Origin of the sequence: Streptomyces stoeckheimensis (genome assembly GCF_045822005.1) — a bacterium.
GTDB classification, from domain to species: domain Bacteria; phylum Actinomycetota; class Actinomycetes; order Streptomycetales; family Streptomycetaceae; genus Streptomyces; species Streptomyces stoeckheimensis.
In genome coordinates this window covers 7,048,649-7,070,744 of record NZ_CP169550.1, presented here as the reverse complement: position 1 = coordinate 7,070,744, position 22,096 = coordinate 7,048,649, and the positions used below count along the sequence as shown (strand labels likewise).

20 protein-coding genes and 1 tRNA gene are annotated in these 22,096 nt (G+C 71.0%); 9 read left to right on the top strand and 12 right to left on the bottom strand.

The features are described 5' to 3' along the window. Positions 1 to 33 precede the first annotated feature (33 nt). Both ACE1OC_RS32025 and ACE1OC_RS32020 read left to right on the top strand, forming a co-directional pair. Entirely contained in the window at positions 34 to 1,641 is a 1,608-nt protein-coding gene (locus ACE1OC_RS32025; RefSeq protein WP_407839919.1) for a glycerol-3-phosphate dehydrogenase/oxidase, read from the top strand. Between the two features lie 127 nt (positions 1,642 to 1,768). Continuing rightward, positions 1,769 to 2,758, top strand: coding sequence for a PAC2 family protein (locus ACE1OC_RS32020; protein WP_407839918.1), 990 nt, complete (start codon positions 1,769 to 1,771; stop codon positions 2,756 to 2,758). 120 nt (positions 2,759 to 2,878) lie between these two features. On the opposite strand, the gene mshC is transcribed toward ACE1OC_RS32020, so the two are convergent. The 4 genes from mshC to ACE1OC_RS32000 form a co-directional block, all read right to left on the bottom strand. After that, the gene (gene mshC / locus ACE1OC_RS32015) at positions 2,879 to 4,108 is read right to left on the bottom strand and encodes a cysteine--1-D-myo-inosityl 2-amino-2-deoxy-alpha-D-glucopyranoside ligase (protein WP_250740343.1); all 1,230 of its coding nucleotides are present in this window, start codon (positions 4,106 to 4,108) and stop codon (positions 2,879 to 2,881) included. Positions 4,109 to 4,228: 120 nt separating this feature from the next. Then, positions 4,229 to 5,074, bottom strand: coding sequence for an SCO1664 family protein (locus ACE1OC_RS32010; RefSeq protein WP_407841747.1), 846 nt, complete (start codon positions 5,072 to 5,074; stop codon positions 4,229 to 4,231). After that, positions 5,038 to 5,628, bottom strand: coding sequence for a DUF3090 domain-containing protein (locus ACE1OC_RS32005; protein WP_243333987.1), 591 nt, complete (start codon positions 5,626 to 5,628; stop codon positions 5,038 to 5,040). The genes ACE1OC_RS32010 and ACE1OC_RS32005 overlap by 37 nt, the downstream gene beginning before the upstream one ends. A gap of 77 nt (positions 5,629 to 5,705) precedes the next feature. After that, positions 5,706 to 6,428, bottom strand: coding sequence for a histidine phosphatase family protein (locus ACE1OC_RS32000; RefSeq protein WP_407839917.1), 723 nt, complete (start codon positions 6,426 to 6,428; stop codon positions 5,706 to 5,708). Positions 6,429 to 6,490: 62 nt separating this feature from the next. Here ACE1OC_RS32000 and corA point away from each other — a divergent pair, with 62 nt between their 5' ends. Next, positions 6,491 to 7,474, top strand: a complete 984-nt coding sequence (gene corA / locus ACE1OC_RS31995; RefSeq protein ID WP_407839916.1) for a magnesium/cobalt transporter CorA — start codon at positions 6,491 to 6,493, stop codon at positions 7,472 to 7,474. Positions 7,475 to 7,507: 33 nt separating this feature from the next. Here the strand turns inward: corA and ACE1OC_RS31990 are convergent, their stop codons facing one another. Both ACE1OC_RS31990 and ACE1OC_RS31985 read right to left on the bottom strand, forming a co-directional pair. After that, a complete protein-coding gene (locus ACE1OC_RS31990; RefSeq protein WP_407839915.1) occupies positions 7,508 to 8,296 on the bottom strand; it encodes a ferritin-like domain-containing protein in 789 nt (262 codons plus the stop codon). A gap of 230 nt (positions 8,297 to 8,526) precedes the next feature. Next, a complete protein-coding gene (locus ACE1OC_RS31985; protein WP_407839914.1) occupies positions 8,527 to 9,576 on the bottom strand; it encodes an LLM class F420-dependent oxidoreductase in 1,050 nt (349 codons plus the stop codon). Between the two features lie 100 nt (positions 9,577 to 9,676). On the opposite strand from ACE1OC_RS31985, the gene ACE1OC_RS31980 reads away from it, so the two are divergent. Then, positions 9,677 to 10,669, top strand: a complete 993-nt coding sequence (locus tag ACE1OC_RS31980; RefSeq protein ID WP_407839913.1) for an aldo/keto reductase — start codon at positions 9,677 to 9,679, stop codon at positions 10,667 to 10,669. Next, entirely contained in the window at positions 10,666 to 12,999 is a 2,334-nt protein-coding gene (locus tag ACE1OC_RS31975) for a helix-hairpin-helix domain-containing protein (protein ID WP_407839912.1), read from the top strand. The genes ACE1OC_RS31980 and ACE1OC_RS31975 overlap by 4 nt, the downstream gene beginning before the upstream one ends. 77 nt (positions 13,000 to 13,076) lie before the next feature. Here the strand turns inward: ACE1OC_RS31975 and ACE1OC_RS31970 are convergent, their stop codons facing one another. Both ACE1OC_RS31970 and ACE1OC_RS31965 read right to left on the bottom strand, forming a co-directional pair. Continuing rightward, a complete protein-coding gene (locus ACE1OC_RS31970; RefSeq protein ID WP_407839911.1) occupies positions 13,077 to 13,745 on the bottom strand; it encodes a hypothetical protein in 669 nt (222 codons plus the stop codon). A gap of 60 nt (positions 13,746 to 13,805) precedes the next feature. Continuing rightward, positions 13,806 to 14,042, bottom strand: coding sequence for a hypothetical protein (locus tag ACE1OC_RS31965; protein WP_407839910.1), 237 nt, complete (start codon positions 14,040 to 14,042; stop codon positions 13,806 to 13,808). A 25-nt stretch (positions 14,043 to 14,067) separates the two neighbouring features. Here ACE1OC_RS31965 and ACE1OC_RS31960 point away from each other — a divergent pair, with 25 nt between their 5' ends. Together ACE1OC_RS31960 and ACE1OC_RS31955 are read left to right on the top strand one after the other, a co-directional pair. Further along, a complete protein-coding gene (locus ACE1OC_RS31960) occupies positions 14,068 to 14,214 on the top strand; it encodes a hypothetical protein (RefSeq protein WP_407839909.1) in 147 nt (48 codons plus the stop codon). Between the two features lie 68 nt (positions 14,215 to 14,282). Beyond that, positions 14,283 to 14,471, top strand: coding sequence for a DUF5703 family protein (locus ACE1OC_RS31955; protein WP_250740335.1), 189 nt, complete (start codon positions 14,283 to 14,285; stop codon positions 14,469 to 14,471). A 38-nt stretch (positions 14,472 to 14,509) separates the two neighbouring features. Here ACE1OC_RS31955 and ACE1OC_RS31950 read toward each other — a convergent pair whose 3' ends face one another. The 3 genes from ACE1OC_RS31950 to ACE1OC_RS31940 all read right to left on the bottom strand — a co-directional run bounded on the left by ACE1OC_RS31950 (position 14,510) and on the right by ACE1OC_RS31940 (position 17,242). Beyond that, the gene (locus tag ACE1OC_RS31950) at positions 14,510 to 15,337 is read right to left on the bottom strand and encodes a chaplin (RefSeq protein ID WP_407839908.1); all 828 of its coding nucleotides are present in this window, start codon (positions 15,335 to 15,337) and stop codon (positions 14,510 to 14,512) included. A 176-nt stretch (positions 15,338 to 15,513) separates the two neighbouring features. Further along, positions 15,514 to 15,747, bottom strand: coding sequence for a chaplin ChpH (gene chpH, locus ACE1OC_RS31945; protein ID WP_250740333.1), 234 nt, complete (start codon positions 15,745 to 15,747; stop codon positions 15,514 to 15,516). 169 nt (positions 15,748 to 15,916) lie between these two features. Then, entirely contained in the window at positions 15,917 to 17,242 is a 1,326-nt protein-coding gene (locus ACE1OC_RS31940; protein WP_407839907.1) for a M20/M25/M40 family metallo-hydrolase, read from the bottom strand. A 168-nt stretch (positions 17,243 to 17,410) separates the two neighbouring features. On the opposite strand from ACE1OC_RS31940, the gene ACE1OC_RS31935 reads away from it, so the two are divergent. Further along, positions 17,411 to 17,498 (top strand) — tRNA-Leu (locus ACE1OC_RS31935). A gap of 617 nt (positions 17,499 to 18,115) precedes the next feature. Further along, on the top strand, positions 18,116 to 20,251 hold the full coding sequence (locus tag ACE1OC_RS31930; RefSeq protein WP_407839906.1) for an AIPR family protein: 2,136 nt from the start codon (positions 18,116 to 18,118) through the stop codon (positions 20,249 to 20,251). A gap of 167 nt (positions 20,252 to 20,418) precedes the next feature. On the opposite strand, the gene ACE1OC_RS31925 is transcribed toward ACE1OC_RS31930, so the two are convergent. After that, the gene (locus tag ACE1OC_RS31925) at positions 20,419 to 22,059 is read right to left on the bottom strand and encodes a protein kinase domain-containing protein (RefSeq protein WP_407839905.1); all 1,641 of its coding nucleotides are present in this window, start codon (positions 22,057 to 22,059) and stop codon (positions 20,419 to 20,421) included. Positions 22,060 to 22,096 lie beyond the last annotated feature (37 nt).

The following is a 22,096-nucleotide window of genomic DNA, read 5'->3' as shown; positions in this document are numbered from 1 at the left end:
CGCAATGCGACGAGTAAGTAGGAGTCAACGGATATGAGCACCCTGCAGAGCGTTCCCACCCTGGGTACGCACCCGACCGCCGGTTCGAACGCGAGCCGTGCCGAGACCCGTGAGCAGCTGGCCAAGGCCACGTACGACCTGCTGGTCATCGGCGGTGGCATCCTGGGCACCTCGGTGGCCTGGCACGCCGCGCAGTCGGGTCTGCGGGTCGCCATGGTGGACGCCGGCGACTTCGCCGGCGCCACCTCCTCGGCCTCCTCCAAGCTCGTCCACGGCGGCCTGCGCTACCTGCAGACCGGTTCGGTCAAGCTGGTCGCCGAGAACCACCACGAGCGCCGGGTCCTGGCCAAGGACGTGGCCCCGCACCTGGTCAACCCGCTCACCTTCTACCTCCCGGTGTACAAGGGCGGTCCGGTGGGCGCGGCGAAGCTGGGCGCGGGCGTGTTCGCGTACTCGGCGCTGTCGGGCTTCGGCGACGGCATGGGCAAGATCATTTCTCCGGCCCGTGCCGCCGCCGACAACCCGGGTCTGAAGACGGACGACCTCAAGGCCGTCGCGGTCTACTACGACCACCAGATGAACGATTCGCGCGTCGCCGTGATGACGGTCCGCGCGGCCGTCGAGTCGGGCGCGGTCGTCCTGAACCACGCCGAGGTCACCGGTCTGCGCATGACGCGCGGCCGGGTCTCGGGCGCCGAGCTCAAGGACCGCCTGGACGGCACCGAGTTCGGTGTGGACGCCCGTGTCGTGTTGAACGCCACCGGCCCGTGGGTGGACCACCTGCGGCGCATGGAGGACAAGCACTCGATGCCGTCCATCCGCCTTTCCAAGGGCGCGCACATCGTGATGAAGCGCAAGTCGCCGTGGAAGGCCGCCATGGCCACCCCGATCGACAAGTACCGCATCACCTTCGCCCTGCCGTGGGAGGACCAGCTGCTCCTGGGCACCACGGACGAGGTGTACGAGGGCGACCCGGCGGACGTGCGCGCCACCGAGGCCGACATCCAGCAGATCCTGGACGAGGCGGCCTTCTCGGTGAACGACGCGGATCTGGACCGCTCGCTGATGACGTACGCCTTCGCGGGCCTGCGCGTGCTGCCCGGCGGCCCCGGCGGGGTCGAGAAGGCCAAGCGCGAGACGGTCGTCTCCGAGGGCGCGGGCGGCATGCTGTCGGTGGCCGGCGGCAAGTGGACCACGTACCGGCACATCGGCCGCGTGGTCATGGACAAGCTGGCCAAGCTGCCGGGCAGCCCGCTGACCGAGGACATGGAGCCGGTGAAGTCGCTCGTACGACGGATCGCGCTGCCCGGTGTCGCCAACCCGAACGCGGTGGCGCACCGGCTGCTCGTGGACCGCGAGCCGGGCTCCCGGATGGACCCGCTGACCGCGCGCCACCTGGCCTCGCACTACGGTTCGCTGGCCTTCGACATCGCGCGCCTCGCCAACGAGGACCCGGCGCTGGCCGAGCGGATCCACCCGGACGGGCCGGAGATCTGGGCGCAGGTCGCCTACGCCCGGGACAACGAGTGGGCCGAGACGGCGGACGACGTGCTGCGCCGCCGTACGACGGTGACGATCCGCGGTCTGGACAGCGCCGAAGTGCGCGGCCGCGTCGAGGAGATGCTGGCCCACAAGGCATAGCCGGTGGCGTGAATGGGCAGAGGGGCGGTTCCAGGGGGAACCGCCCCTCTGTCGTGGGCTGTGGCCGGTGCCTCATCAAGGCTTAGGCTGACCCACGTACACAAGGGAACTTCGGAAGGAGACCTGGGTGATCGAGCTTGAGGGCGTGCCCGAGCTGATCGACCCGGTCATGGTGGCCGCGTTCGAGGGCTGGAACGACGCGGGTGACGCGGCCTCCGGTGCGGTCGCACACCTGGACCGGGAGTGGAAGGGCGAGGTCTTCGCGGCTCTGGACGCCGAGGACTACTACGACTTCCAGGTCAACCGGCCGACGGTGTGGCTGGACAACGGGGTGCGCAAGATCACGTGGCCGACGACCCGGCTGTCGGTGGTCCGGATCGGCGGGACGAAACCGCGCGACCTGGTGCTGGTGCGGGGCATCGAACCGTCCATGCGGTGGCGTTCGTTCTGCAACGAGATCCTGGGCTTCGCCCACGAACTGGGCGTGGAGATGGTCGTCATCCTGGGGGCGCTGCTGGGCGACACCCCGCACACCCGCCCGGTGCCGGTCAGCGGGGTGACCTCGGACGCGGATCTGGCGCGGACGATGGACCTGGAGGAGACCAAGTACGAGGGCCCGACCGGGATCGTGGGCATCCTCCAGGAGGCCTGCACCCATGCCGGGGTACCGGCGGTGTCCCTGTGGGCGGCGGTGCCGCACTACGTGTCCCAGCCGCCGAACCCGAAGGCCACGCTGGCCCTGCTGAACCGCCTCGAGGACCTGATCGACATCCGGATCCCGCTGGGCGAACTCCCCGAGGACGCGCGGGCGTGGCAGCTGGGCGTGGACCAACTGGCCGCCGAGGACAGCGAGGTGGCGGAGTACGTCCAGACGCTGGAGGAAGCGCGGGACACCGCCGACCTGCCGGAGGCGTCCGGGGACGCGATCGCCCGGGAGTTCGAGCGGTACCTGCGGCGGCGGGATCCCTCCGCAGGCGCGGAGCCGGGTGACGGGTCGTACTTGCGGGACACCTCCGGTGGGCTGACGCGGCCGCCGAAGCGGAAGCTGGACCCGGAGCCGGTGGAGGAACCGCCGGCCACCGGCCCGGACGAGGACGAGACGCCTCCGGAGGCGTAGCCAGGCGGACCGCGAAAGGGCGGGGCGGGGATTATTTCTCCCCGCCCCGCCCTTTCGCCGTTTCCCGGGGCTCCGCCCCGGACCCCGCTCCTCACACGCCGGAGGGGCTGGAATTTCCGGTTACAGGGCCACGCCCAGCAGGGCGTCGACCGTGCGGGAGACCAGGCCCGGGGCCGACTCGTCGTCTCCGTCGGTGACGAGCTGGCGCTCGACCCAGCGGTCCACGGCCGCGAGAGCAGCAGGCGCGTTCAGGTCGTTGGAGAGGGCCTCGCGGACCTCCTCGACCAGGTCGTCCGCCGGGATGCCGTCGGGGCGGGAGACGGCCGCGCGCCAGCGCCCCAGCCGGGCCACCGCCTCCGCGAGGACCTCGTCGGTCCACTCCCAGTCCGCGCGGTAGTGGTGCGAGAGCAGGGCCAGGCGGATCGCCGCCGGGTCCACGCCCGCCCGGCGCAGCGCCGATACGAAGACCAGGTTGCCCTTGGACTTCGACATCTTCTCGCCGTGCAGGGCGACCATCCCGGCGTGTACGTACGCCTTGGCCATCGGGAACTCGCCCGTCAGGACCTGGGCGTGCGAGGCACCCATCTCGTGGTGCGGGAAGGCCAGGTCGGAGCCGCCGCCCTGGATGTCGAAGGTCATCCCCAGGTGGTCCAGGGCGATGGCCACGCACTCGATGTGCCAGCCGGGCCGGCCGCGGCCCAGCGAGCCGCCGTCCCAGCTCGGCTCGCCCGGGCGGGCAGCCATCCACAGCATCGGGTCGAGCGGGTTCTTCTTGCCCGCGCGGTCGGGGTCGCCGCCCCGCTCGGCCGACAGCAGCCGCATCGCCTCGGCGTCCAGGTTGGACACCTTGCCGAAGTTCGGGTCGGACTCCACCGAGAAGTAGACGTCGCCGTCCAGCTCGTAGGCGGCGCCCGCGTCGCGCAGCCGCTCGACCAGCGGCACGATGCCGGGTATGGCCTCGACGGCGCCGATGTAGTGCTGCGGCGGCAGCATCCGCAGAGCGGTCATGTCCTCACGGAAGAGAGCCGTCTCGCGTTCGGCGAGCTCGGTCCAGTCCTGGTTGTCGCGCAGGGCCCGCTCCAGCAGGGGATCGTCGACGTCCGTGACGTTCTGGACGTAGATGACCTGCCGCTTGGTGTCGAGCCACACGCGCTGCACGAGGTCGAACGCGTTGTAGGTCGCCGCGTGACCGATGTGCGTCGCGTCGTACGGGGTGATCCCGCAGACGTAGATACGGGCGACGGGACCGGGGGCGAGGGTGATCGCCCCTTGGGTCGCGGTGTCGTGGATCTGGAGGTCGCGGCCCTTGCCAGGCAGGGCGGGGACCTCAGAAGCGGGCCAGGCATGCATGTCTCGAGCCTAACCGGACGGGTGTTCCGAAAACGAACCGGACCTGCACTGTTGTCCGGATCGGCACTCTTGCGCCATGGCCGGTTCTGTGCGTGTGCCCCGCCGCGTGCCCCGGCTCGGTCAGACGGGCGGCCAGGGGATCGCGGGCCACTGCCCCGAGGGCTGCGGATGCTTCCCGGTGCGCAGCAGCAGGGCCACGCGGGCCCGTACGGCGGCCAGCTCGGCGGTGGTGACCAGTTCGGCCAGTCGGGTGGCGAGGGGCTGCCCGGCGGCCAGTGCGGCCTCCAGGGCGGTCAGGACGGACCCCGCTTCCTCCGTCAGCGGCTCCCCCGCCCAGCCCCAGAGCAGGGTGCGCAGTTTGTCCTCGGTGTGGAAGGTCACGCCGTGGTCGATGCCGTAGAGGCGTCCGTCGGGGGCGGGCAGCAGGTGGCCGCCCTTGCGGTCGCCGTTGTTGATCACGGCGTCGAGGACGGACATGCGGCGCAGCCGTTCGTCGTCGGCGTGCACGAGGAGCGCGGTGCGGCCCTCGCCGACCTCGGCGAAGGCGACGGGCCTCCAGCCCTCCCCCGCCTCCTCGCCGTCCACGAGCGCGAGCAGCTCGGCCTCCGGGGACTCCCCGGTCTCGATCCACTGCTGGACCATGCCCTCGCCGTACGGTCCGTCGCGCAGCACGGTCGGGGGTACGAGGCCCCAGCCGGTGGCCTCGGAGACCAGGTAGGCGGCGACTTCGCGCTGGGCGAGGTTGCCGTCGGGGAAGTCCCACAGCGGGCGCTCGCCCTTGACCGGCTTGTACACGCAGTCGGTGCTCGCGCCCCCGTGCGTGACGGTGCACAGCAGGACGGCGTTGGACGCCTCCCGGATCCGGCCGACGACGGTGAGTTCCCCGTGGGCCAGCAGTTCTTCCACTTCCGCCGTTCCCCCCGTTGCGTTCACGCTTGGCGCCGGTAGCCGTTCTGGCGCGGGCAGACGTGCCCTTCGGGGTCCAGCGGGAGGCTGCACAGCGGGCACGGCGGCCGGCCCGCGTTGACCACGTCCAGGGCCCGCTTGGTGAAGGCCCGGGCCTGGGCGCCGGTGAGGCGGACCCGGAGCATCGGCGGACCGTTCTCCTCGTCCTGGAGCAGCCGCTCCTCCGCCTCGGCGAGGTCCTCCTCCGAGTCGGCGTCGAGTTCCACCAGGGCCTGCGCCTCGACGATCATGCGCTGGTCCTCGCCGTCCCAGGCCAGGGCCATGGTGCCGACGCGGAACTCCTCCTCGACGGGGACGTCGAGGGGGGCGGTGTCGGTCGCCTCGGCAGGGGCCACGGCCGGGACGGGGGCATTGCCCCCGGTACGCCGTACGACCTCGTCCAGCAGCTCTTCCATCCGTTCCGCGAGCGCCGCCACCTGGGTCTTCTCCAGGGAGACGGAGGTGACGCGGGGGCCGGTGGAGGCCTGTAGGAAGAACGTACGGCGTCCAGGCAGGCCGACCGTGCCGGCCACGAAACGGTCCGGTGGGTCGTAGAGGAACACCTGACGGGGCACGTCCAGTCTCCAAGCGTCGGCAGCAGGGGCAGGGCTGCGCCCATGGGTTGGCCCGTCCACCCTACTGCGCCGTTCGATCACACCGCGCCCGCACCACCCCCTACGACCGCCTCGCCGCCCGCTTCCGTGTCGTCCTGGGCCGCCGCGGCGTCCGGCGAGCCCTTTTCGCGGGGTGCGAAGGAGGCGAAGTCGCCGGTGTCGCCGAGCCGGAGCAGGAAGGGCCGGGTCGGCGTGTAGCGGATCGCGGTGACCGAGCAGGGGTCGACGTGGATCCGCTGGAAGAGGTCCAGGTGCATGCCGAGGGCGTCCGCGACAAGGGACTTGATGATGTCGCCGTGCGAGCACATCAGGAACACGGCGTCAGTGCCGTGCTCCTCCTCGATCCGCGCGTTCCAGTCGCGGACGGCGTCCACGGCGCGGGCCTGCATGGCGCGCATGGACTCGCCGCCGGGGAAGGCGGCGGCCGAGGGGTGCTGCTGGACGATGCGCATCAGCGGTTCTTCGGACAGTTCCGAGAGTTTGCGGCCCGACCAGTCGCCGTAGTGGCACTCGCCGATCCGCTCGTCGGTGTGCAGGGCGAGTCCGGGCCGGGCCGCCAGCAGCGGGGCCAGGGTCTCGGCGCACCGCTCCAGCGGGCTGGTGACGGCTGCGGCGAGGGGCACGGCGGCGAGCCGCCCGGGCAGCGCGGCGGCCTGTGCGGCTCCGTGCTCGTCGAGGGTCACCCCCGGGGTCCATCCGGCGAGCAGCCCTGCGGTGTTGGCGGTGGACCGCCCGTGTCGTACGAGGATCAGCGTGGCCATGGCAGAAGGGTAAGCGGTGCCGCCGGCGTGCGGTCGGGGCCCTGGCAGGGAACAATGCGCGAGTGATTGTGGACTGCGCCATGTACCGCGAAGGCCGCCGCTCCGCGGCGCCCGACGACTTCTCCGATGCCCTCGACGAGGCGCGGGCCACCGGCGACGCCTTTCTCTGGGTGGGCATGTACGAGCCGACGGAGAAGGAGTTCGAGCACGTCAGCCAGGAGTTCGGGCTGCACCCGCTGGCGGTGGAGGACGCGCTGACCGCGCACCAGCGGCCGAAGATGGAGGTCTACGACGATTCGCTGTTCGTGGTCCTCAAGCCGGTGATGTACGACGAGGCGTCGGACACGGTGAGCACGGGCGAGCTGATGCTCTTCATCGGCGACTCCTTCGTCGTCACGGTCCGGCACGGCGAGGGGGCCGCGCTGGCGGCCGTACGCCACCGGCTGGAGCACGAGCCCGACGTGCTGAAGCACGGCCCGACGGCGGTGCTGTACGCGGTCTCGGACGCGGTGGTGGACCACTACATCGAGGTGGCCGCCGAGCTCCAGGCGGATCTGGAGGAGCTGGAGGCGGAGGTCTTCGCCCCGAACCCCTCGGACAGCAAGAACACCGCCGCCCGGATCTACGGGTTCAAGCGGCAGGTCCTGGAGTTCCGCCGGGCCACGAGTCCGCTGCTCGCGCCGATGGACCGGCTCGCCTTCGGGAACGTGCCCTTCGTGCACGAGCACGCGCAGCCGTTCTTCCGCGACGTCGCCGACCACCTGACCAAGGCGAACGAGTACATCGAGGGCCTGGACCGGCTGCTCTCGGACGCGCTGGCCGCGCACCTGGCGCAGATGGGGGTCCGGCAGAACGACGACATGCGCAAGATCTCGGCCTGGGCGGCCATGGCGGCGGTCCCGACGATGGTGGCGGGGATCTACGGGATGAACTTCGAGCACATGCCGGAGCTCAAGCACCGCTGGGGCTATCCGCTGGTGGTCCTGGTGATGGTGGCCGTGTGTCTGGGCCTGCACCGGCTGTTCAAACGCCGCGGCTGGCTCTGACCACCCCTGCCCCCTCACGTCCGACCGGCCCCGCTACGCGAACTCGGCCGCCGTGGTCACCGGGCCGCCCAGCGCGTTCGAGCGGTCCGGCTGGCGCAAGGAGACCATCCGGTGCCAGCCGGCCAGCCTCTCGTACGCGTACATCCCCCGGATCCCTGCGGCCAGCACGGCCGCCTTCGGTGCGGGCCAGTGCAGGAGCCGCCCCATGTGGCCCATGACGGCCAGGCTCACGTCCCGGTAGACGCCGATCTCGACGAGCGCGCTCTCCCGCAGCACCTGCTGGATGGTGCGGCCGTGGCCCTCCCGGGCGAGGCGCAGCAGCTCCTCGTGGCAGTAGGCGAGGTGGTTGTCCTCGTCGTGGCTGATCATGCGGATGGCCTTGCCGACCTCGGGGTGGTCTCCGAAGTTCTTGACCAGCATGTCCATCTGGTCGGCGGCGCGCTGTTCGGTGACCCGGCTGTGCGCGAGGTAGACGGTGATGTCGCGCTCGGTCAGGGGTTCGTCGCGGCGGAGCTTCTCGTGCGCGAGGCCGATGCCGCGGCGCTCCAGCAGCATCGTGTAGTCGGTCTCGGGCGGGACCGGGACGGGCGGCAGGCCGCGCTTGCGCAGCAGGGCGTTGAAGATCCGGCCGTGTTTGTCCTCGTCGGCTCCGTGCCGGGTGATCTTGGGTGCGAGATCGCGCATGCCTTCGGGCACCAGGGCCGCGATCCGGGCGTTCTCCCAGCCGCCCTGGGACTCCCCGCTGGCGGCGATGGAACAGAACAGCTGGAAGGAGTCGTCGTTCTCGACGATCTCCTGGAAGAGGCTGCGGGCAGAGAGCATGCATCGAGTCAAACTCCGCCCGCCCGGGCGGGCAACCCGCGGGGCGCGCTACTCGTCCGAATGAACGAAGCCCCCGAGACGGCCCCCGGCGCGTAACCCGGGGGCCGTCCCGCGCGTTGTTGGCTGTGTCGGCCGTGGCGGGGAAGACCCCCCGAGCCCCCACCACGGCCGCAGACTTCTCCTTCTCCACGCCGCTCGATCCCGGGCCTTCGCCGGGCCCGGGGCTCCGCTCAGGCCAGGCCGGCGCGCTCCATGGCCTCCACGCCGGCGCGCAGCGCGGCGGTCCGCTCCTCCAGGGTGAAGCCGGCCGGGGCGAGCGTCAGGGTGGTGACCCCGGCCTCGGCGTAGGCCCGCATCCCGTCGGCGATGCGCTCCACCGGGCCCAGCAGGGTGGTGGAGTCGATCAGCGAGTGCGGGATCGCGGCGGCCGCACCCTCCTTGTCGCCGGCCAGGTACTTGTCCTGGACCTCGGCGGCTTCCTTCTCGTAGCCCATGCGCTGGGCCAGCTGGTTGTAGAAGTTCGCCTTGCGGCTGCCCATGCCGCCCACGTACAGGGCGGTGTACGGGCGGAACATGTCCGCGAGCGCGTTCACGTCGTCGCCGAGTGCCAGCGGCACGGTCGGGCAGACGTCGAAGCCCTCCATCGTCAGTCCGGCCTTCTCGCGGCCCGCCCGGATGTGGGTGAGGGCGGTGGCCTCCAGGTGCTCGGCGGCCGGGAAGATCAGCAGGGCGCCGTCGGCGATCTCGCCGGTCTGCTCCAGGTTCTTGGGCCCGATGGCGGCGATGTAGAGCGGGATGTGCTCGCGCTCGGGGTGCACGGTCAGCTTGAGCGGCTTGCCCGGCCCGCCGGGCAGCGGCAGCGTCCAGTGCTCGCCCTCGTACGAGAGCCGCTCGCGGGTCATCGCCTTGCGGACGATCTCCACGTACTCGCGGGTCCGCGCGAGCGGCTTGTCGAACTGCACGCCGTACCAGCCCTCGGACACCTGCGGTCCGGAGACGCCGAGGCCGAGCCGGAAGCGGCCCTTGGTGAGGGAGTCGAGGGTGGCGGCGGTCATGGCCGTCATGGCGGGCTGGCGGGCCGGGATCTGCATGATGGCGGAGCCCACGTCGATCCGCTCGGTCTGGGCCGCGACCCAGGCGAGGACGGTCGGCGCGTCGGAGCCGTAGGCCTCCGCGGCCCAGCAGACGTCGTAGCCGAGGCGGTCGGCCTCCTGCGCGACGGCCAGGTTGTCGGCGTCCATGCCAGCGCCCCAGTAGCCGAGATTGATGCCGAGCCGCATGTGTGGTCCCCTTGCCTGTTTACCGATGAGTAACGTGGGTCTGCGGGGACTGTAGCGCGCCCGGGTGCCCCGCGTCAGCGCCGCAGTAGTCTCAGCCCTCATGGAGCAGAGGCATCTCGGCCGCACCGGACTGCGCGTCTCCCGGATCGGTCTCGGCACACTGACCTGGGGCCGGTCGGCGGACGGACCGGACGAGGCGGAAGCGGCCGCGCAGTTGAAGACGTTCTGGAACGCGGGCGGCACGCTCGTGGACACCGCCGACGTGTACGGGGGCGGGGAAGCCGAGTACCTCCTCGGGCAGTTGATCGGTTCCGTGGTCCCGCGGCGGGACCTGGTGATCGCGACGAAGGCGGGCGGGGTCGCGGACCCGGACCGCCGTTTCGACGCCTCGCGCGGCCACCTCCTCTCCGCCCTGGACGATTCCCTGTCCCGTCTGGACACGGACTACGTCGACCTCTGGCAGGTCCACGCCTTCGACCCCTGGACCCCGCTGGAGGAGACCCTCCAGGCCCTGGACATCGCGGTGAGCAGCGGCCGGGCCCGGTACGCGGGGGTGTCGAACTTCAGCGGCTGGCAGCTCGCGAAGGCGGCGACCTGGCAGCTCGCGGCGCCGGGCGTACGGACCCGGCTGGCCTCGACACAGATGGAGTACTCCCTGCTCCAGCGCGGCGTGGAACGGGAGGTGGTCCCGGCGGCCCTGGACCTGGGCCTGTCCCTCCTCCCGTCCTCCCCCCTCGGCCGGGGCGTCCTGACGGGCAAGTACCGGTCGGGCACCCCCGCGGACTCCCGGGGCGCCTCGGAGGCCCTGGCCGCCTTCGTGGACCCGTACCTGGACGAGGCGGCGAGCCGGATCGTGGACGCGGTGGCAACGGCCGCCCACGGCCTCGCGGTGACCCCGCTCCACGTGGCCCTGGCCTGGGTCCGGGACCGCCCCGGGGTGGCCGCGCCGATCGTCGGCGCGCGCACGTCGGCGCAGCTCGGGCAGGCCCTGTCGGTGGAGGCCCTTAGTCTTCCGGAGGAGATCCGCCAAGCGCTGGACGACGTCTCGGCGCCCGTCCACCGCTACCCCGATCAGGACTGGAGCACCTTGTGAGCGACACCGCCGCTGCCGACGCCGCTGCCGCGGAGGCCCCGGCGCCCGCCGCTGCCACCACCCCGGAACCCCCGACCGCCCCCGGCGAGGACGCAACCACCGCGCACGCCACCGGCGAAGCCGCGGACCCGGACGGGGGCGAACCCGTCGCGGACGCCTCCGGCGAGGCCGAGCCCGAGCCCCCGGCGGCGGACCACGCCCCGGCAGACCCCGAGGACACGCCCGACGGGGAGGCACCCGTCGCGGACGCTTCCGGCGAGGGCGAAGCCGCGGACCCGGACCGGGGTGCGGACGCCGACCCGGAAGCGGAAGCGGAAGCCGCCGACGGGGCCGCCGGGACCGCCGACGCGGACGGGGCCGCCGGGGCCACGCCTCAGCTCAGCGAAGCCGCCGCGGAACTGGCCGCCCAGAAGATCGAGCGGGAGCGCATCGCCCGCCGCAAGGCGGAGCGCGAGGCCCCCGTGGAGGCCGGCGCCAAGCTCAGCGGTACGGCCGCCGACCTGCTGGCCGCCGTACGGGCCGTGGAGAGCGGCGGCAAGCCCCCCGCCGCGTTCACCGCGCCCCCGGCGCCCCGCACGCCGTCCCCCGCGCCCGCGCCCGCCCCGGCGCGCACCCCGGCATCCGCACCCACCCCCGCACCCGCGCCGCAGGCCACCGCCCCCTCCCCCGACGCCGTCCAGGCGATCCGCGCCGTCCTGGCGCGGGGCGGAGCCCCCGAGGCCCTCGCCCCGCAGACCGCCGTCGCGCTCGGCGAGGACGCCGCCGCGCAGCTCGCCGAGTCCCCCTGGCGGCTGCTGGCCGTCGCCGGGGTCCGGCCGACCCAGGCCGACGGGTTCGCCCGCGCCCTCCTCGGCGCCGAGGCGACCGGCCCCGGGGACGAGCGGCGGGCCGCCGCCCTGGTGAGCTGGCTGCTGGCACAGGCCGCCGCCAAGGGCCACACCGTGCTGGAGGCCCCCACCCTGGAGTCGGCCCTCGCCCAGTACGGCGTGCCCGACCCCGCGCAGGCCCTGGAGGCGGCCGTCGGCGAGGGCGCCGCGCTGGCCTTCGAGGAGCCGGTCGGCCCGCCCGTGGCGGAGGACGAAGAGCAGCCCGTACGGATCCTGGTGGGCCTGGAGGGCTCCGCCATGGCCGAGGAGAGCCTCGCCGAGGGCCTGGCCCGGATCGCCAACACCTTCACGGACCCCGCCGACTGGGACAAGGCCGCCACCGGCCCCGGCGCCGAGCTGATCCGCGCCGCCGCCGGGCACGGTCTGGTCACCCACACCGGCGGGGAGGCCGCCCGCGCCGAGCCCCGCGCGCTGTTCGCGGCCGCCCGGGAGTTCGGCCTGCGGGTCTGCCTGGCCGCGCACGCCCCGGCCGAGGGGGCCGTCACCGTGGCGGGTCTGCTGTCCGGCGCCGAGGGACCGGGCCGGGACGCGGACGGGCAGTTCGCGCTGGACCTGCTCATCGTCCTGGACGCCCCGCAGCTGGACGTGGAGACGGCCGCCGTGCTGGTGGAGTCCGTCGCCGACGGGGCACGCCTGGTGCTGTCCGGCGACACCGCGGTGCTGGGCTCCGCGGGTCCCGGCCGGGTCTTCGCCGATGTGCTCGCGGCCCGTGCCTGCCCGCAGCTCGTCTCCCGGATCCCGGACCCGGGGCCGATCGGCGAGCTGGTCTCCGCAATCGCGGTCGGCGAGCTGAACCAGGTCGACGCCCCCGGCAAGGAGGTCGTCATCGTCCCGGTCCGCGACGCCGGGGAGGCGGTGCACCGCACCGTGCAGCTGGTCGCCGAGTCGGTGCCCCGCGCCTTCGGGATCCCGGCGGACGCCGTCCAGGTGATCACCCCGGGCCACGGCGGCCCGGCGGGCACCCGCGCGCTCAACGCGGCCCTCAAGGAGCGGCTGAACCCGGGTCCCGGCCGGTTCGGCGGCTTCGACCCCGGTGACCGGGTGGTCCACGTGCCCTCCGCCGGGCGTGCGCTGCCGGCCCGGGTGGTGTCGGCCGACGCCCAGGGGCTGCACCTGGCCGGAGCCGCGGGCGCGCGGATCGTCGTACCGAAGGAGCGGGTGGAGTCGCAGGTGCGGCACGGCTGGGCGGTGACGGCGCACCAGGCCGTCGGCTCGCGCTGGCCCGCGGCGGTCGTCGTGCTGCCCGGGGACGCGGCTCAGGCCCTGTCCCGGGACTGGGTGTACACGGCCTTCGGCCGGGCCGAGCGGCACCTGTCGGTGGTGCACGGGGTGGACCAGGCACTGCCGCGCGCGGTCGCCGAGGTGCCGGCGAAGCCCCGTACGACCCGCCTGGCGGGTCTGCTGAGGGCCCTTGTGGAGTCCGCGTCGGCGCAGCCCGAGTAGCGGACGCGCGGCGGCCCCCGTCCCGGGTGGGACGGGGGCCGCCGCGCGTTCCGTACGAGGTGTCGCGCGGGGCGGGGTCAGGCCGTGGTCAGGCCCCGCTCGGCGGGCTCGACGTCCCCGGCCTCCTCGTCGTCGCCCTCGTCGCCCTCTTCGTCGTCGAAGACCGAGCTGACGTCGAACCGGTGCATCACGTCCTGCGGATCGATGTGCGCGAACGGCGCACCGAGCCACTCCCCCGGTTCCGCGACCTCCTCCGAAGCGGCGATCCACAGCGTGGAATCGCCTTCCTCCAGCCCGAAGTCCTTGGCGCGGGAGGCGATTTCATCCGGCTCGTACTCGCCGAAGAGCACGCCGAGCGCGTCGGCGGTGCCTCCGTCGTGGGCGAGTTCGGCCTCGCGGTCGTGCGCGACGACGCGTTCGGCCTGGGCGATCAGGCGCGCCGGTTCGACGACGGCGTAGTCGCGGCGGATGAGCACGCTGAAGGCGGCGGGTTCGGCGGGGCCGGTGTACGGGAGCCCGTCCTCGGGAGTGGGGATCTCGAACGGGGTGACCTCGTCGTAGCGGTCGTAGAGGAGCTCGTCGTACTCCTCGGCGGCGGCGGCGAGTTCGTTGAACGCGGCGTAGACGTCCGGATCATCGTCCCCGATCCTGCTCTCGACCGCGGCGAGGTGACGGTCGAGCGCGGCCTTGACCGCCTCGGCGGCGGCGCGTACCTCGGCAACAGTGGGCAGAGCGGCATCAGACATAGTGCAGACGCTATCCGTAGCAGGGCTCTGCCCGCACGCAGAATGCGAGTGAGCTGCCGCTCAGGAGCGGAGCGCCGCCTGCGGGTCCGTGTTCAGGCCGTCGGCGCATCCCACCATGAGGGAGTCCATCCGGGGCTGATCGGGGTATAGGTCCCGCAGGACTTCGGCCTTCCTGCACTGCGACAAGTCGTCCACGTAGTCGTTGTTGTTCTTCACGTAGTGGCGCTGGCCCCAGTTCCACCCGCGCCGGTACGCGTCCACGAGCGGTCCGGCCTCGACGGCGTGGGTCACTGTCACGGTGGGAGTCGGCTGAGGAGTACCGGTGGAGCATCCGGTGGCCAGGGCGGCTATGCAGACGAAGGCGGCGGCTTGGGTTCTCAACGGGGTCCCGTTCGTGATCGTGGTGCTGGTGTCGGCGGCCAGTTCAGCACGTCCGGGCCCGGTGCCGCGCTCGGTGTTCAGCCTGTGAACAGGGGGCCGCCGACCGGTGCAGGGCTTCACGGGCGCGCCCTTGACACCCCGAGCAGAATGGATCCGATGTCGGAATACGAATTCGTCGACCTGTACGTGCCCCGCGGGGTTCCGCGTCAGGAAACGACCCGCCTGCTGACCGAACACGCCGAGTACGGGCATTGGGAGCTCGACCGGCTGACCCTGCTTCGGGACGGCAGTCGCCGCGTGCGACTGCGCCGCCGGATCATCCGTCAGGTCCGCGCGACCTGGTGACGCGGGTCCCCGGGAGGGACCCGCGTCGTGAGGAGCCGTCAGGCCGCGTTGCGCGCCCGGCGGTAGAGCACGGCGCCGGCCAGCAGCATGCCCGCGGCCAGGGGCAGTCCGGCGGTGAGGACGTCACCGGAGCCCGTGGCGGCGAGTCCCCCGGCCGGGGTCGCACCGGTGCCGGTGCCGGTCCCCTGGGCGGGGTGCGTCACCGGGGTCACCGATCCGGTGCCGGGAGCCGTACCGGTACCCGCGCCGGGTCCGGCGGGAGTTCCGGGCTGCTGCCCGGCACCCGGACCGCCGGGGGCGCCGTTGCCACCGGGGCCGCCGGGGTTGCCGTTGCCACCCGGACCGCCCGGGGTCCCGTTTCCGCCGGGACCTCCCGGGGTCCCGTTGCCGCCGGGTCCGCCCGGACCGCCCGGGGTCCCATTGCCGCCCGGACCGCCCGGGTTGCCGTTCCCACCCGGACCACCCGGATTCCCGTTACCGCCGGGGCCACCCGGGTGTTCCGGATGCCCCGGGCCGGTGTCCTCGTCGCACGGTTCGTGCGGGTTGCCCGGGTGTTCGGGGTGGTTCGGGTGCTGGGGGTGGGTCGGGTGCTGCGGGTGTCCCGGGCGGCCCGGGAGGTTCGCGCAGTGGTTCCCGAAGGCCGGGTTCAGGGCCCCCACCACCGTCACCGTGTTCCCGCAGGCGTTCAGCGGTGCGTCCACGGGGGCCTCGAGGGCGTTCCCGGACAGCAGTCCCGGTGAGTGTGCGGCACGGCCGGAGGCGCCGGAGTCCGCGTGTGCGTAGCCCCCTCCGAGCGCGAGCAGACCCCCCGCGGCCGCCATGGTGATCAAGGTCTTCCTGCCGGTGACCTGTACCTGTCGTCGCATCTGTACTTCGTCCCCTGGTGTGTGCGTCGTGCACGCGCACGCACGTGCACTCCCGGTCGGCGCACTGGCCGCTCAGGCTCCCCCGCCTGGTACGCCGAAAGATCGTCATCGGGCCCTTAAAGCCCGGCAGCCCCGGAGCGCTGGAATGCGCTCCGGGGCCGAGAACTTCAGAAACGTCAGGCGTTGACGCAGGTGTTGCCGAAGGCCGGGTTCAGCAGGCCGATCACGGAGATCGTGTTACCGCAGACGTTCACGGGAACGTGGACCGGAACCTGGACGACGTTGCCGGACAGGACACCGGGCGAACCGATGGCCGCACCCTGGGCACCAGCGTCGGCGACAGCCAGACCCGCACCCGCGAGAACCAGACCACCGGTGACAGCCGCAGCGGCGGCAACCTTCTTGAGCATTGTTCCTCCTAGTAGGCAAGCGCGGTCCCAGCCGCGGACCGCACCACCTGTAACGAGGAGGGATCACCGGGGCTACGAGCGTATGAGTGCATTCACTCTTCTCAGTGGATTCCGCACACCTTCCCGATTCCCGTGCGTTAGGTACGCCCCCTTCGGTCGCCCGCGCGCCTCAGGACTCGTCGATGAACCGGTCGAGCACCCGGACGCCGAACTTCAGACCCTCCACCGGCACCCGCTCGTCCACCCCGTGGAACATCCCGGCGAAGTCCAGCTCCGGCGGAAGCTGGAGCGGGGCGAAGCCGAAGCAGCGGATGCCGAGGTCGTCGAAGGACTTGGCGTCCGTACCGCCGGAGAGCATGTACGGGACCGCGCGGGCGATCGGGTCGTGCGCCTTCAGGGCGGTCTGCATGGCGTCCACGAGCTTGCCGTCGAAGGCCGTCTCCAGCGCCTTGTCCGCGTGGACGTCCTCGCGCTTCACGCGCGGCCCGAGGATCCGGTCGAGGTCGGCGAAGAACTCCTCCTCGTAGCCCGGCAGGAAGCGGCCGTCCACGTGGGCGGTGGCCTGGCCGGGGATGACGTTGACCTTGTAGCCGGCGCCGAGCATGGTCGGGGCGGCGGAGTTGCGCAGGGTCGCCCCGACCATCTTGGCGATGCCGCCGAGCTTGGCGAGCGTGGCGTCCATGTCGTCCGGGTCCAGCGGGGTGCCCAGCGCGTCCGAGAGCTCGTCCAGGAAGTGCCGGACGGTCTTGGTGACCCGCACCGGCCAGGTGTGGCGTCCCAGGCGCCCCACGGCCTCGCAGAGCTCCGTGATGGCGTTGTCGTTGTTGGTCATGGACCCGTGGCCGGCGGTGCCCTCCACCGTCAGGCGCATCCAGTGCATGCCCTTCTGGGCGGTCTCCACCAGGTACAGCCGCAGGTTCTCGTTCACGGTGAACGAGAAGCCGCCGACCTCGCCGATCGCCTCCGTCACCCCCTCGAAGAGGTCGGGGTGCTTGTCGACGAGGTACCGGGCGCCGTAGGTGCCGCCCGCCTCCTCGTCCGCGAGGAAGGCCAGCACGATGTCGCGCGGGGGCCTGCGGCCGCTGCGCATGCGGTCGCGCACGACGGCCAGCGTCATCGCGTCCATGTCCTTCATGTCGACCGCGCCGCGGCCCCACACGCAGCCGTCGGCGATCTCGCCCGCGAAGGGGTCGTAGGTCCAGTCGGCGGCGTTGGCCGGGACCACGTCGGTGTGCCCGTGGATCAGCAGCGCCGGCCTCGAGGGGTCCTCGCCCTCGATCCGCGCCACGGTCGAGGCGCGCCCCTTGTGCGATTCGAAGATCTGCGGCTCCAGCCCGACCTCGGAGAGCTGCTCGGCGACCCACTCGGCCGCCTTGCGTTCGCCGGGCCCCGAGTGGTCCCCGTAGTTGCTGGTGTCGATCCGGATGAGGTCCCGGCAGAGGTCGACGACCTCGTCCTCGCCGGAGACGGTCCTGCCCGCGCCCGATTCGCTCACGCTGCTTCCTCCCACTGATCAGTACCGAACTGACTCCATCCTCGCGCCCCGGCCCGCTTCCCCCAAGGGCGATCCCCGGCCGCCGGGGGGTGTGATCGAGGACCCCGGAATGTTTGGTAATGTTTTCCACGTCGGAACGGCCCGCGAGGGACGCGAGACAGACACCTTGTCCGGGTGGCGGAATGGCAGACGCGCTAGCTTGAGGTGCTAGTGCCCTTTATCGGGCGTGGGGGTTCAAGTCCCCCCTCGGACACCAGCAGGACCCCAGCTTCGGCTGGGGTCCTTTGCGTTTCGGGGCGGTGGCGTGACCAGCGACCAGCGAATCACCAGGTCAGATCAGGGACGACAGGACGAGTCGCCCCGCACCGGAGTCGGCGAGTCGGTGCGCTCCGTCCCTACGTGAGTGCCCGTACCGAGCCATCGTGTAGCCCGGCGAGTGGTGCCGGACATTCACGGAGACCTCTACGGGGTTCTCCCCAGCCTCCAGGTCGTTCGTGACCTTGCTGTGCCGCCAGTCGTGGACACGGAACTCCTCGGGCAGGTGCAGCTGCTTGCTTCGAGGACCCGAGCCGGGCTGCGTGGCCGACGGGCCCGACCTTCCGGCCTGGTAGCAGGAGACCGACGCCGAAGGGTGGCATGATCACCAACGTGGCGAGTCCGCAGGTCGCACCACGATGACAGGCCGAGTCCGCACGCATCGGAAGCGACAGGCCTCCGAGCTCCACACTCCCTCGTGTCCCTGCCGTCTCCGCTACGACTGGTCGCCGAAGCAGGAGCCGCAGTCCGTGGAGGAGCCAGCGAGGAAGAGACTAGCGAGGTTACCCTTGGTTAGCGCGGCCATCGGGGTACGTGAGCGGGCGGAGAGAACTGGCTGTGGGCAATACGGGGCGGGGACCCATCAAGACGACGGCGCTGGAGCTGCACCAGATCCGTGAAGCGTTGATCCGGGGATACCGGGGGCTCGTCGACGAGAGTGACCTCCAGCGGAATTCCGAGGTGGAGAGGGATCGGGCGTTCCTGTCCCGAGCGGTTGCTGCGACCGCTATTCGGCGGGTAACCGGCTGGGATCACAAGGCATGTGCGGATGCCGTGATCGACGGTAGCCGGGACAACGGCATCGACGCTGTTGCCGTGACCGACGGCGCTCAAGTCTGGCTCGTCCAGGCGAAGTGGAAGGACTCGGGTACGGCCGGCTTTGATACCCACGCCGCACGTGCCTTCATCGACGGGTTGAGCCTGCTGGAACAGCGCCGGTTCGATCTGTTCAACGACAAGTTGCTGCCCTTCACTGCCCGGTTGGATTCAGCTCTGACGGACACTCGGCTCAAAATCACCCTAGTGATCGCGGTCGTCGGCAACGACCCGCTCCACGCCGATACGGAAGCGGTCCTGGACCGGGCGGCCGATGACCATTTCGGTCTCGGGCCGATGCTTGACTACCGGCTCATGGGTGCGGGCGAGCTGCTCCAGCAGCTGAAGAACGACCGCGCTCCGGAGCCGGTCGGCATCACTGTCCGTATGCCTCAGTGGATCAAGAGGGACATGCCGTTCGTGGCCTATCAGGGGTCGGTTGCGGCCTCCGAGGTAGCGCAGTGGTACGAAGACCACGGGGATCGTCTCTATGACGAGAACATCCGCAAGTCCTTGGGGCTCACGCGAATCAACTCTGGCATCCAGGCCACCCTCGGCGAAGAGCCGGACAACTTCTGGTACTTCAACAACGGCATCACCATTCTGTGTGACGAGATCGAGCCCACCTGGCCGGGGAGGCGACGCCCAGACGAAACGGTTGAGCTGCGGCTGAGTCGCGCCAGCATCGTCAACGGGGCACAGACGGTGACCGAGATCCACAAAGCGAGGCAGTCGACCCCGGATACCGTTGGTGACGCAGATGTCACCGTCAAGGTCATCTCGCTCGGGGCCGATCGAGGGCGGTACGCAGCTCGAATCACCGAGACCACTAACACACAGAACGATGTGTCCCAGAGAGATTTCGTGGCCCTGGACCATGCTCAAGAGTTGATCCGCGAGGACTTCGACCTCTCCCTGCAGAAGTTGTACGTCTTCAAACGTGGAGAAGCTGATCCCGCTCCGGAATCAGGATGCTCGGTGGTCCACGCGGCGATCGCCCTAGCTTGCGCCCATCGGACTCCCGAGCTCACCGTACGTGCCAAGCGGGACACGGAACTCTTGTGGGAGCGGGGCAGAGGTGGAGCCTATCCACGGTTGTTCGGCGAAGTTCCGAGTGCCTTCCGGATATGGCGCAGCGTATGCATCCACCGGGCCGTGGGCGAGGCGCTGGACGCATTGCGCAAACGTGTACATGGGCGGGCCGCGGATGCGGCTCAGCGAGGTGACCTACTGGTCGCCCACCTGGTGTTCCAGCTCCTCGACATCGACGAAATCGACGAACCGGGGTACAACCTGGCGGCGGCGGTCTCGGCGGTGCCCGGTCTCACCGGGTCCGTGCTCTCGTGGCTGATCCACCATGTCGATGCGAGGTTCGGTCCCACATCGTTCCTTACAAGTACGTTCACCAACGAGACCAAGTGCCGCGAGCTTGCCCGCCTCGTCCTGCCAGATGTGCGCGGTGACCAGCCGGTACCAGACCTCCCGGAGAACTACCAGCCGCCCGCTCAGAAGAGTCGGAGGGCGCGGCGTCCCGACACGGTGCCAACTTTGATCAATGCAGGACTGCTTGCAGACAGCACTCCGCTGATGTACGTCCCGGGCAATATTCCCGAGGCTCGTGCCGTGAAGGAATGGATCGCAGCCGACTCTCGCAGGGCACAGGCGACCTGGCAGAACAACCGCAGCAGGCCGCTCCTCTGGGCGTACGATGGCCAGTTGTATTCCGCCAACAAGTTGGTCCTGCGTATCTGGGAACTTGCCGGATGGGACGAGGCCCCGACCTCGGTGCAGGCGCCGGCGCGCTGGACTCCGGACGGCAAGCGAAATCTGTACGAGCTGGCCACCGAGTGGCTCGACAGCCAGAACGACGAGGACTGACCGAACAAGTTACGGCGTCTGGTCGGCATCAGTCAGGCCTGGCGTCAGACCGCAGCTGGCTGTCGAAGCCAGCGCGCGGTCCGCTTCCGGCGGGTATGCGGCCGGGCACCGAATGGTCGTGCGCGTGGAAGGGACCGCATACATCTGGGCAGTCCCTTCCACGCCGCCTACTCGAACCGCCCCAGCCGCTGAATGAATCCGTCGATGTCAGCGAGTTCCGGAGCCTGTGGCCCGCGATAGCGTCGCGTCGCATCGCGAAGGTTGATCGCGGCGGCCCGTGCCTGTGGGAACCGCTCCGATCCGGCTTCCAAACGCATGATCTGGGCGAGCGCCTCCAGATGAAGGTCGACGGCGTCCTCGTCGCCCTCGTCCGGGCCGTCCTGTGTATATGAGGTGAAGGCGGCGACGGCGGCGGTGATCTCACCGAGTTCCATGCGGCACTCGGCCTCGTAATAGAGGCACCGCCGCACCTCGACGTCGTCCGAGCCGAACCGTCGGCCGAAACCCTTCGCGGCCTCCTGAAAGAGACCTAGCGCCTCGCTGTGCGCCCCGGCGAGGAACTTCACGTGCGCGAGGGACAAAGTCAGATCGTCCACCTGAGCGTTGTCCGTGGTTCTTGCCAGTGCGTCCGTGAGCACGTCGGCCGCCTGGGTGAACTGCTTCTGACCGACAAGTTTCGACGCGCGCGCGGCCGCATCCTCTGCCTCGGCATCGCTCAGGGGCAACACACCGGGGTTCGCCGTAGCCTGGGCGTCCGGAACGGTAGGCGTGTAAGCCCCCACTCGGCCGAGCCCGCGGCGGACCGATCCGCCGAACGGGCTGGTGAAGGGCGTACACGGATCGAGTTCGAGCCCGCCGGCGGCGACGAGAGGCGAGGTGCCGGCCGGAGTCCCCTGAGATGCCAGCGGGAGCAAGGTCTCGTAGACCGTTGCCGCTGACATTCTATCCTCGGGGTCCTTCTTCATCATGCGCAGCAGCAGTCGCTCGATGACGCCGGGCACGTCGGGGCGTAGTTCACCGACGGCCGGGGCGTCGGTGTTCACCTGGTGCCAGGTGACGGATTTGCCGTCGGACTCGGTGAAAGGCGTACGGCCGGTGAGCAGTTGATAGATCACACAGGCGAGTGCGTAAACGTCGGCGGCCGGGCCGACCGCGTTGGCAAGGCTCTGCTCGGGGGACATATAGGCGGGGGTGCCCACGGTCATCCCGGGCTGAGTCAGATGGGGGTTCGAACCTGAGCCGAGCAAGGCAGCGACGCCGAAGTCGAGCACCTTCACCACCCCGCCCGGGGTGAGCATCAAGTTGGCGGGCTTGATATCGCGGTGTACGACATCGTGGCGGTGGACTTCATCCAGGGCGGAGGCGATCTGGGCTCCGATGGCCGCTGCCCAAGCAAGTGGCAGCGGCTCGTAATCATAGTCCGTCTCGTCGATGAGGGTTTGGATCTCACGCCCCCTAAGCAGTTGCATCACCACGTACAACCGCCCGCTCGCCTCGTCGAATCCGGTGTCGTAGACCGCCGGGATACCAGGGTGCTCGTGGAGTCCGGCGGTCGTACGCACTTCACGAAGAAAGCGTCGGCGCCGGGTCTCCATCGCCTCGCGATGGGCGGCGTTCCGGATGGCGTATGTGTGAGGCTGCTCGTCGAGCATCATCTTGACGGCGACACGGCGGTCCAGACTCTCGTCGTACGCCTGCCAGACCTCACCCATGCCGCCCGCCCCGATGAGCGTGTTCAGGCGATACCGCCCGGCGAGCGCTCTCTCCAACCGCCCCTCGTCCTGGGCTGGTGCAGTAACGTCCCCCATGCCGCACGCCTCTCCCTTGTGGTGATCGTCAGTGCAG

Excerpts from the sequence above, each read along its gene's own strand:
- ACE1OC_RS32025 (WP_407839919.1), top strand. The coding sequence starts at position 34 with ATGAGCACCCTGCAGAGCGTTCCCACCCTGGGTACGCACCCGACCGCC.
- mshC (WP_250740343.1), bottom strand. The coding sequence starts at position 4,108 with ATGCATGCCTGGCCCGCTTCTGAGGTCCCCGCCCTGCCTGGCAAGGGC.
- ACE1OC_RS32000 (WP_407839917.1), bottom strand. The coding sequence starts at position 6,428 with ATGGCCACGCTGATCCTCGTACGACACGGGCGGTCCACCGCCAACACC.
- ACE1OC_RS31990 (WP_407839915.1), bottom strand. The coding sequence starts at position 8,296 with ATGCTCTCTGCCCGCAGCCTCTTCCAGGAGATCGTCGAGAACGACGAC.
- ACE1OC_RS31985 (WP_407839914.1), bottom strand. The coding sequence starts at position 9,576 with ATGCGGCTCGGCATCAATCTCGGCTACTGGGGCGCTGGCATGGACGCC.
- ACE1OC_RS31980 (WP_407839913.1), top strand. The coding sequence starts at position 9,677 with ATGGAGCAGAGGCATCTCGGCCGCACCGGACTGCGCGTCTCCCGGATC.
- ACE1OC_RS31970 (WP_407839911.1), bottom strand. The coding sequence starts at position 13,745 with ATGTCTGATGCCGCTCTGCCCACTGTTGCCGAGGTACGCGCCGCCGCC.
- ACE1OC_RS31955 (WP_250740335.1), top strand. The coding sequence starts at position 14,283 with ATGTCGGAATACGAATTCGTCGACCTGTACGTGCCCCGCGGGGTTCCG.
- ACE1OC_RS31950 (WP_407839908.1), bottom strand. The coding sequence starts at position 15,337 with ATGCGACGACAGGTACAGGTCACCGGCAGGAAGACCTTGATCACCATG.
- chpH (WP_250740333.1), bottom strand. The coding sequence starts at position 15,747 with ATGCTCAAGAAGGTTGCCGCCGCTGCGGCTGTCACCGGTGGTCTGGTT.
- ACE1OC_RS31925 (WP_407839905.1), bottom strand. The coding sequence starts at position 22,059 with ATGGGGGACGTTACTGCACCAGCCCAGGACGAGGGGCGGTTGGAGAGA.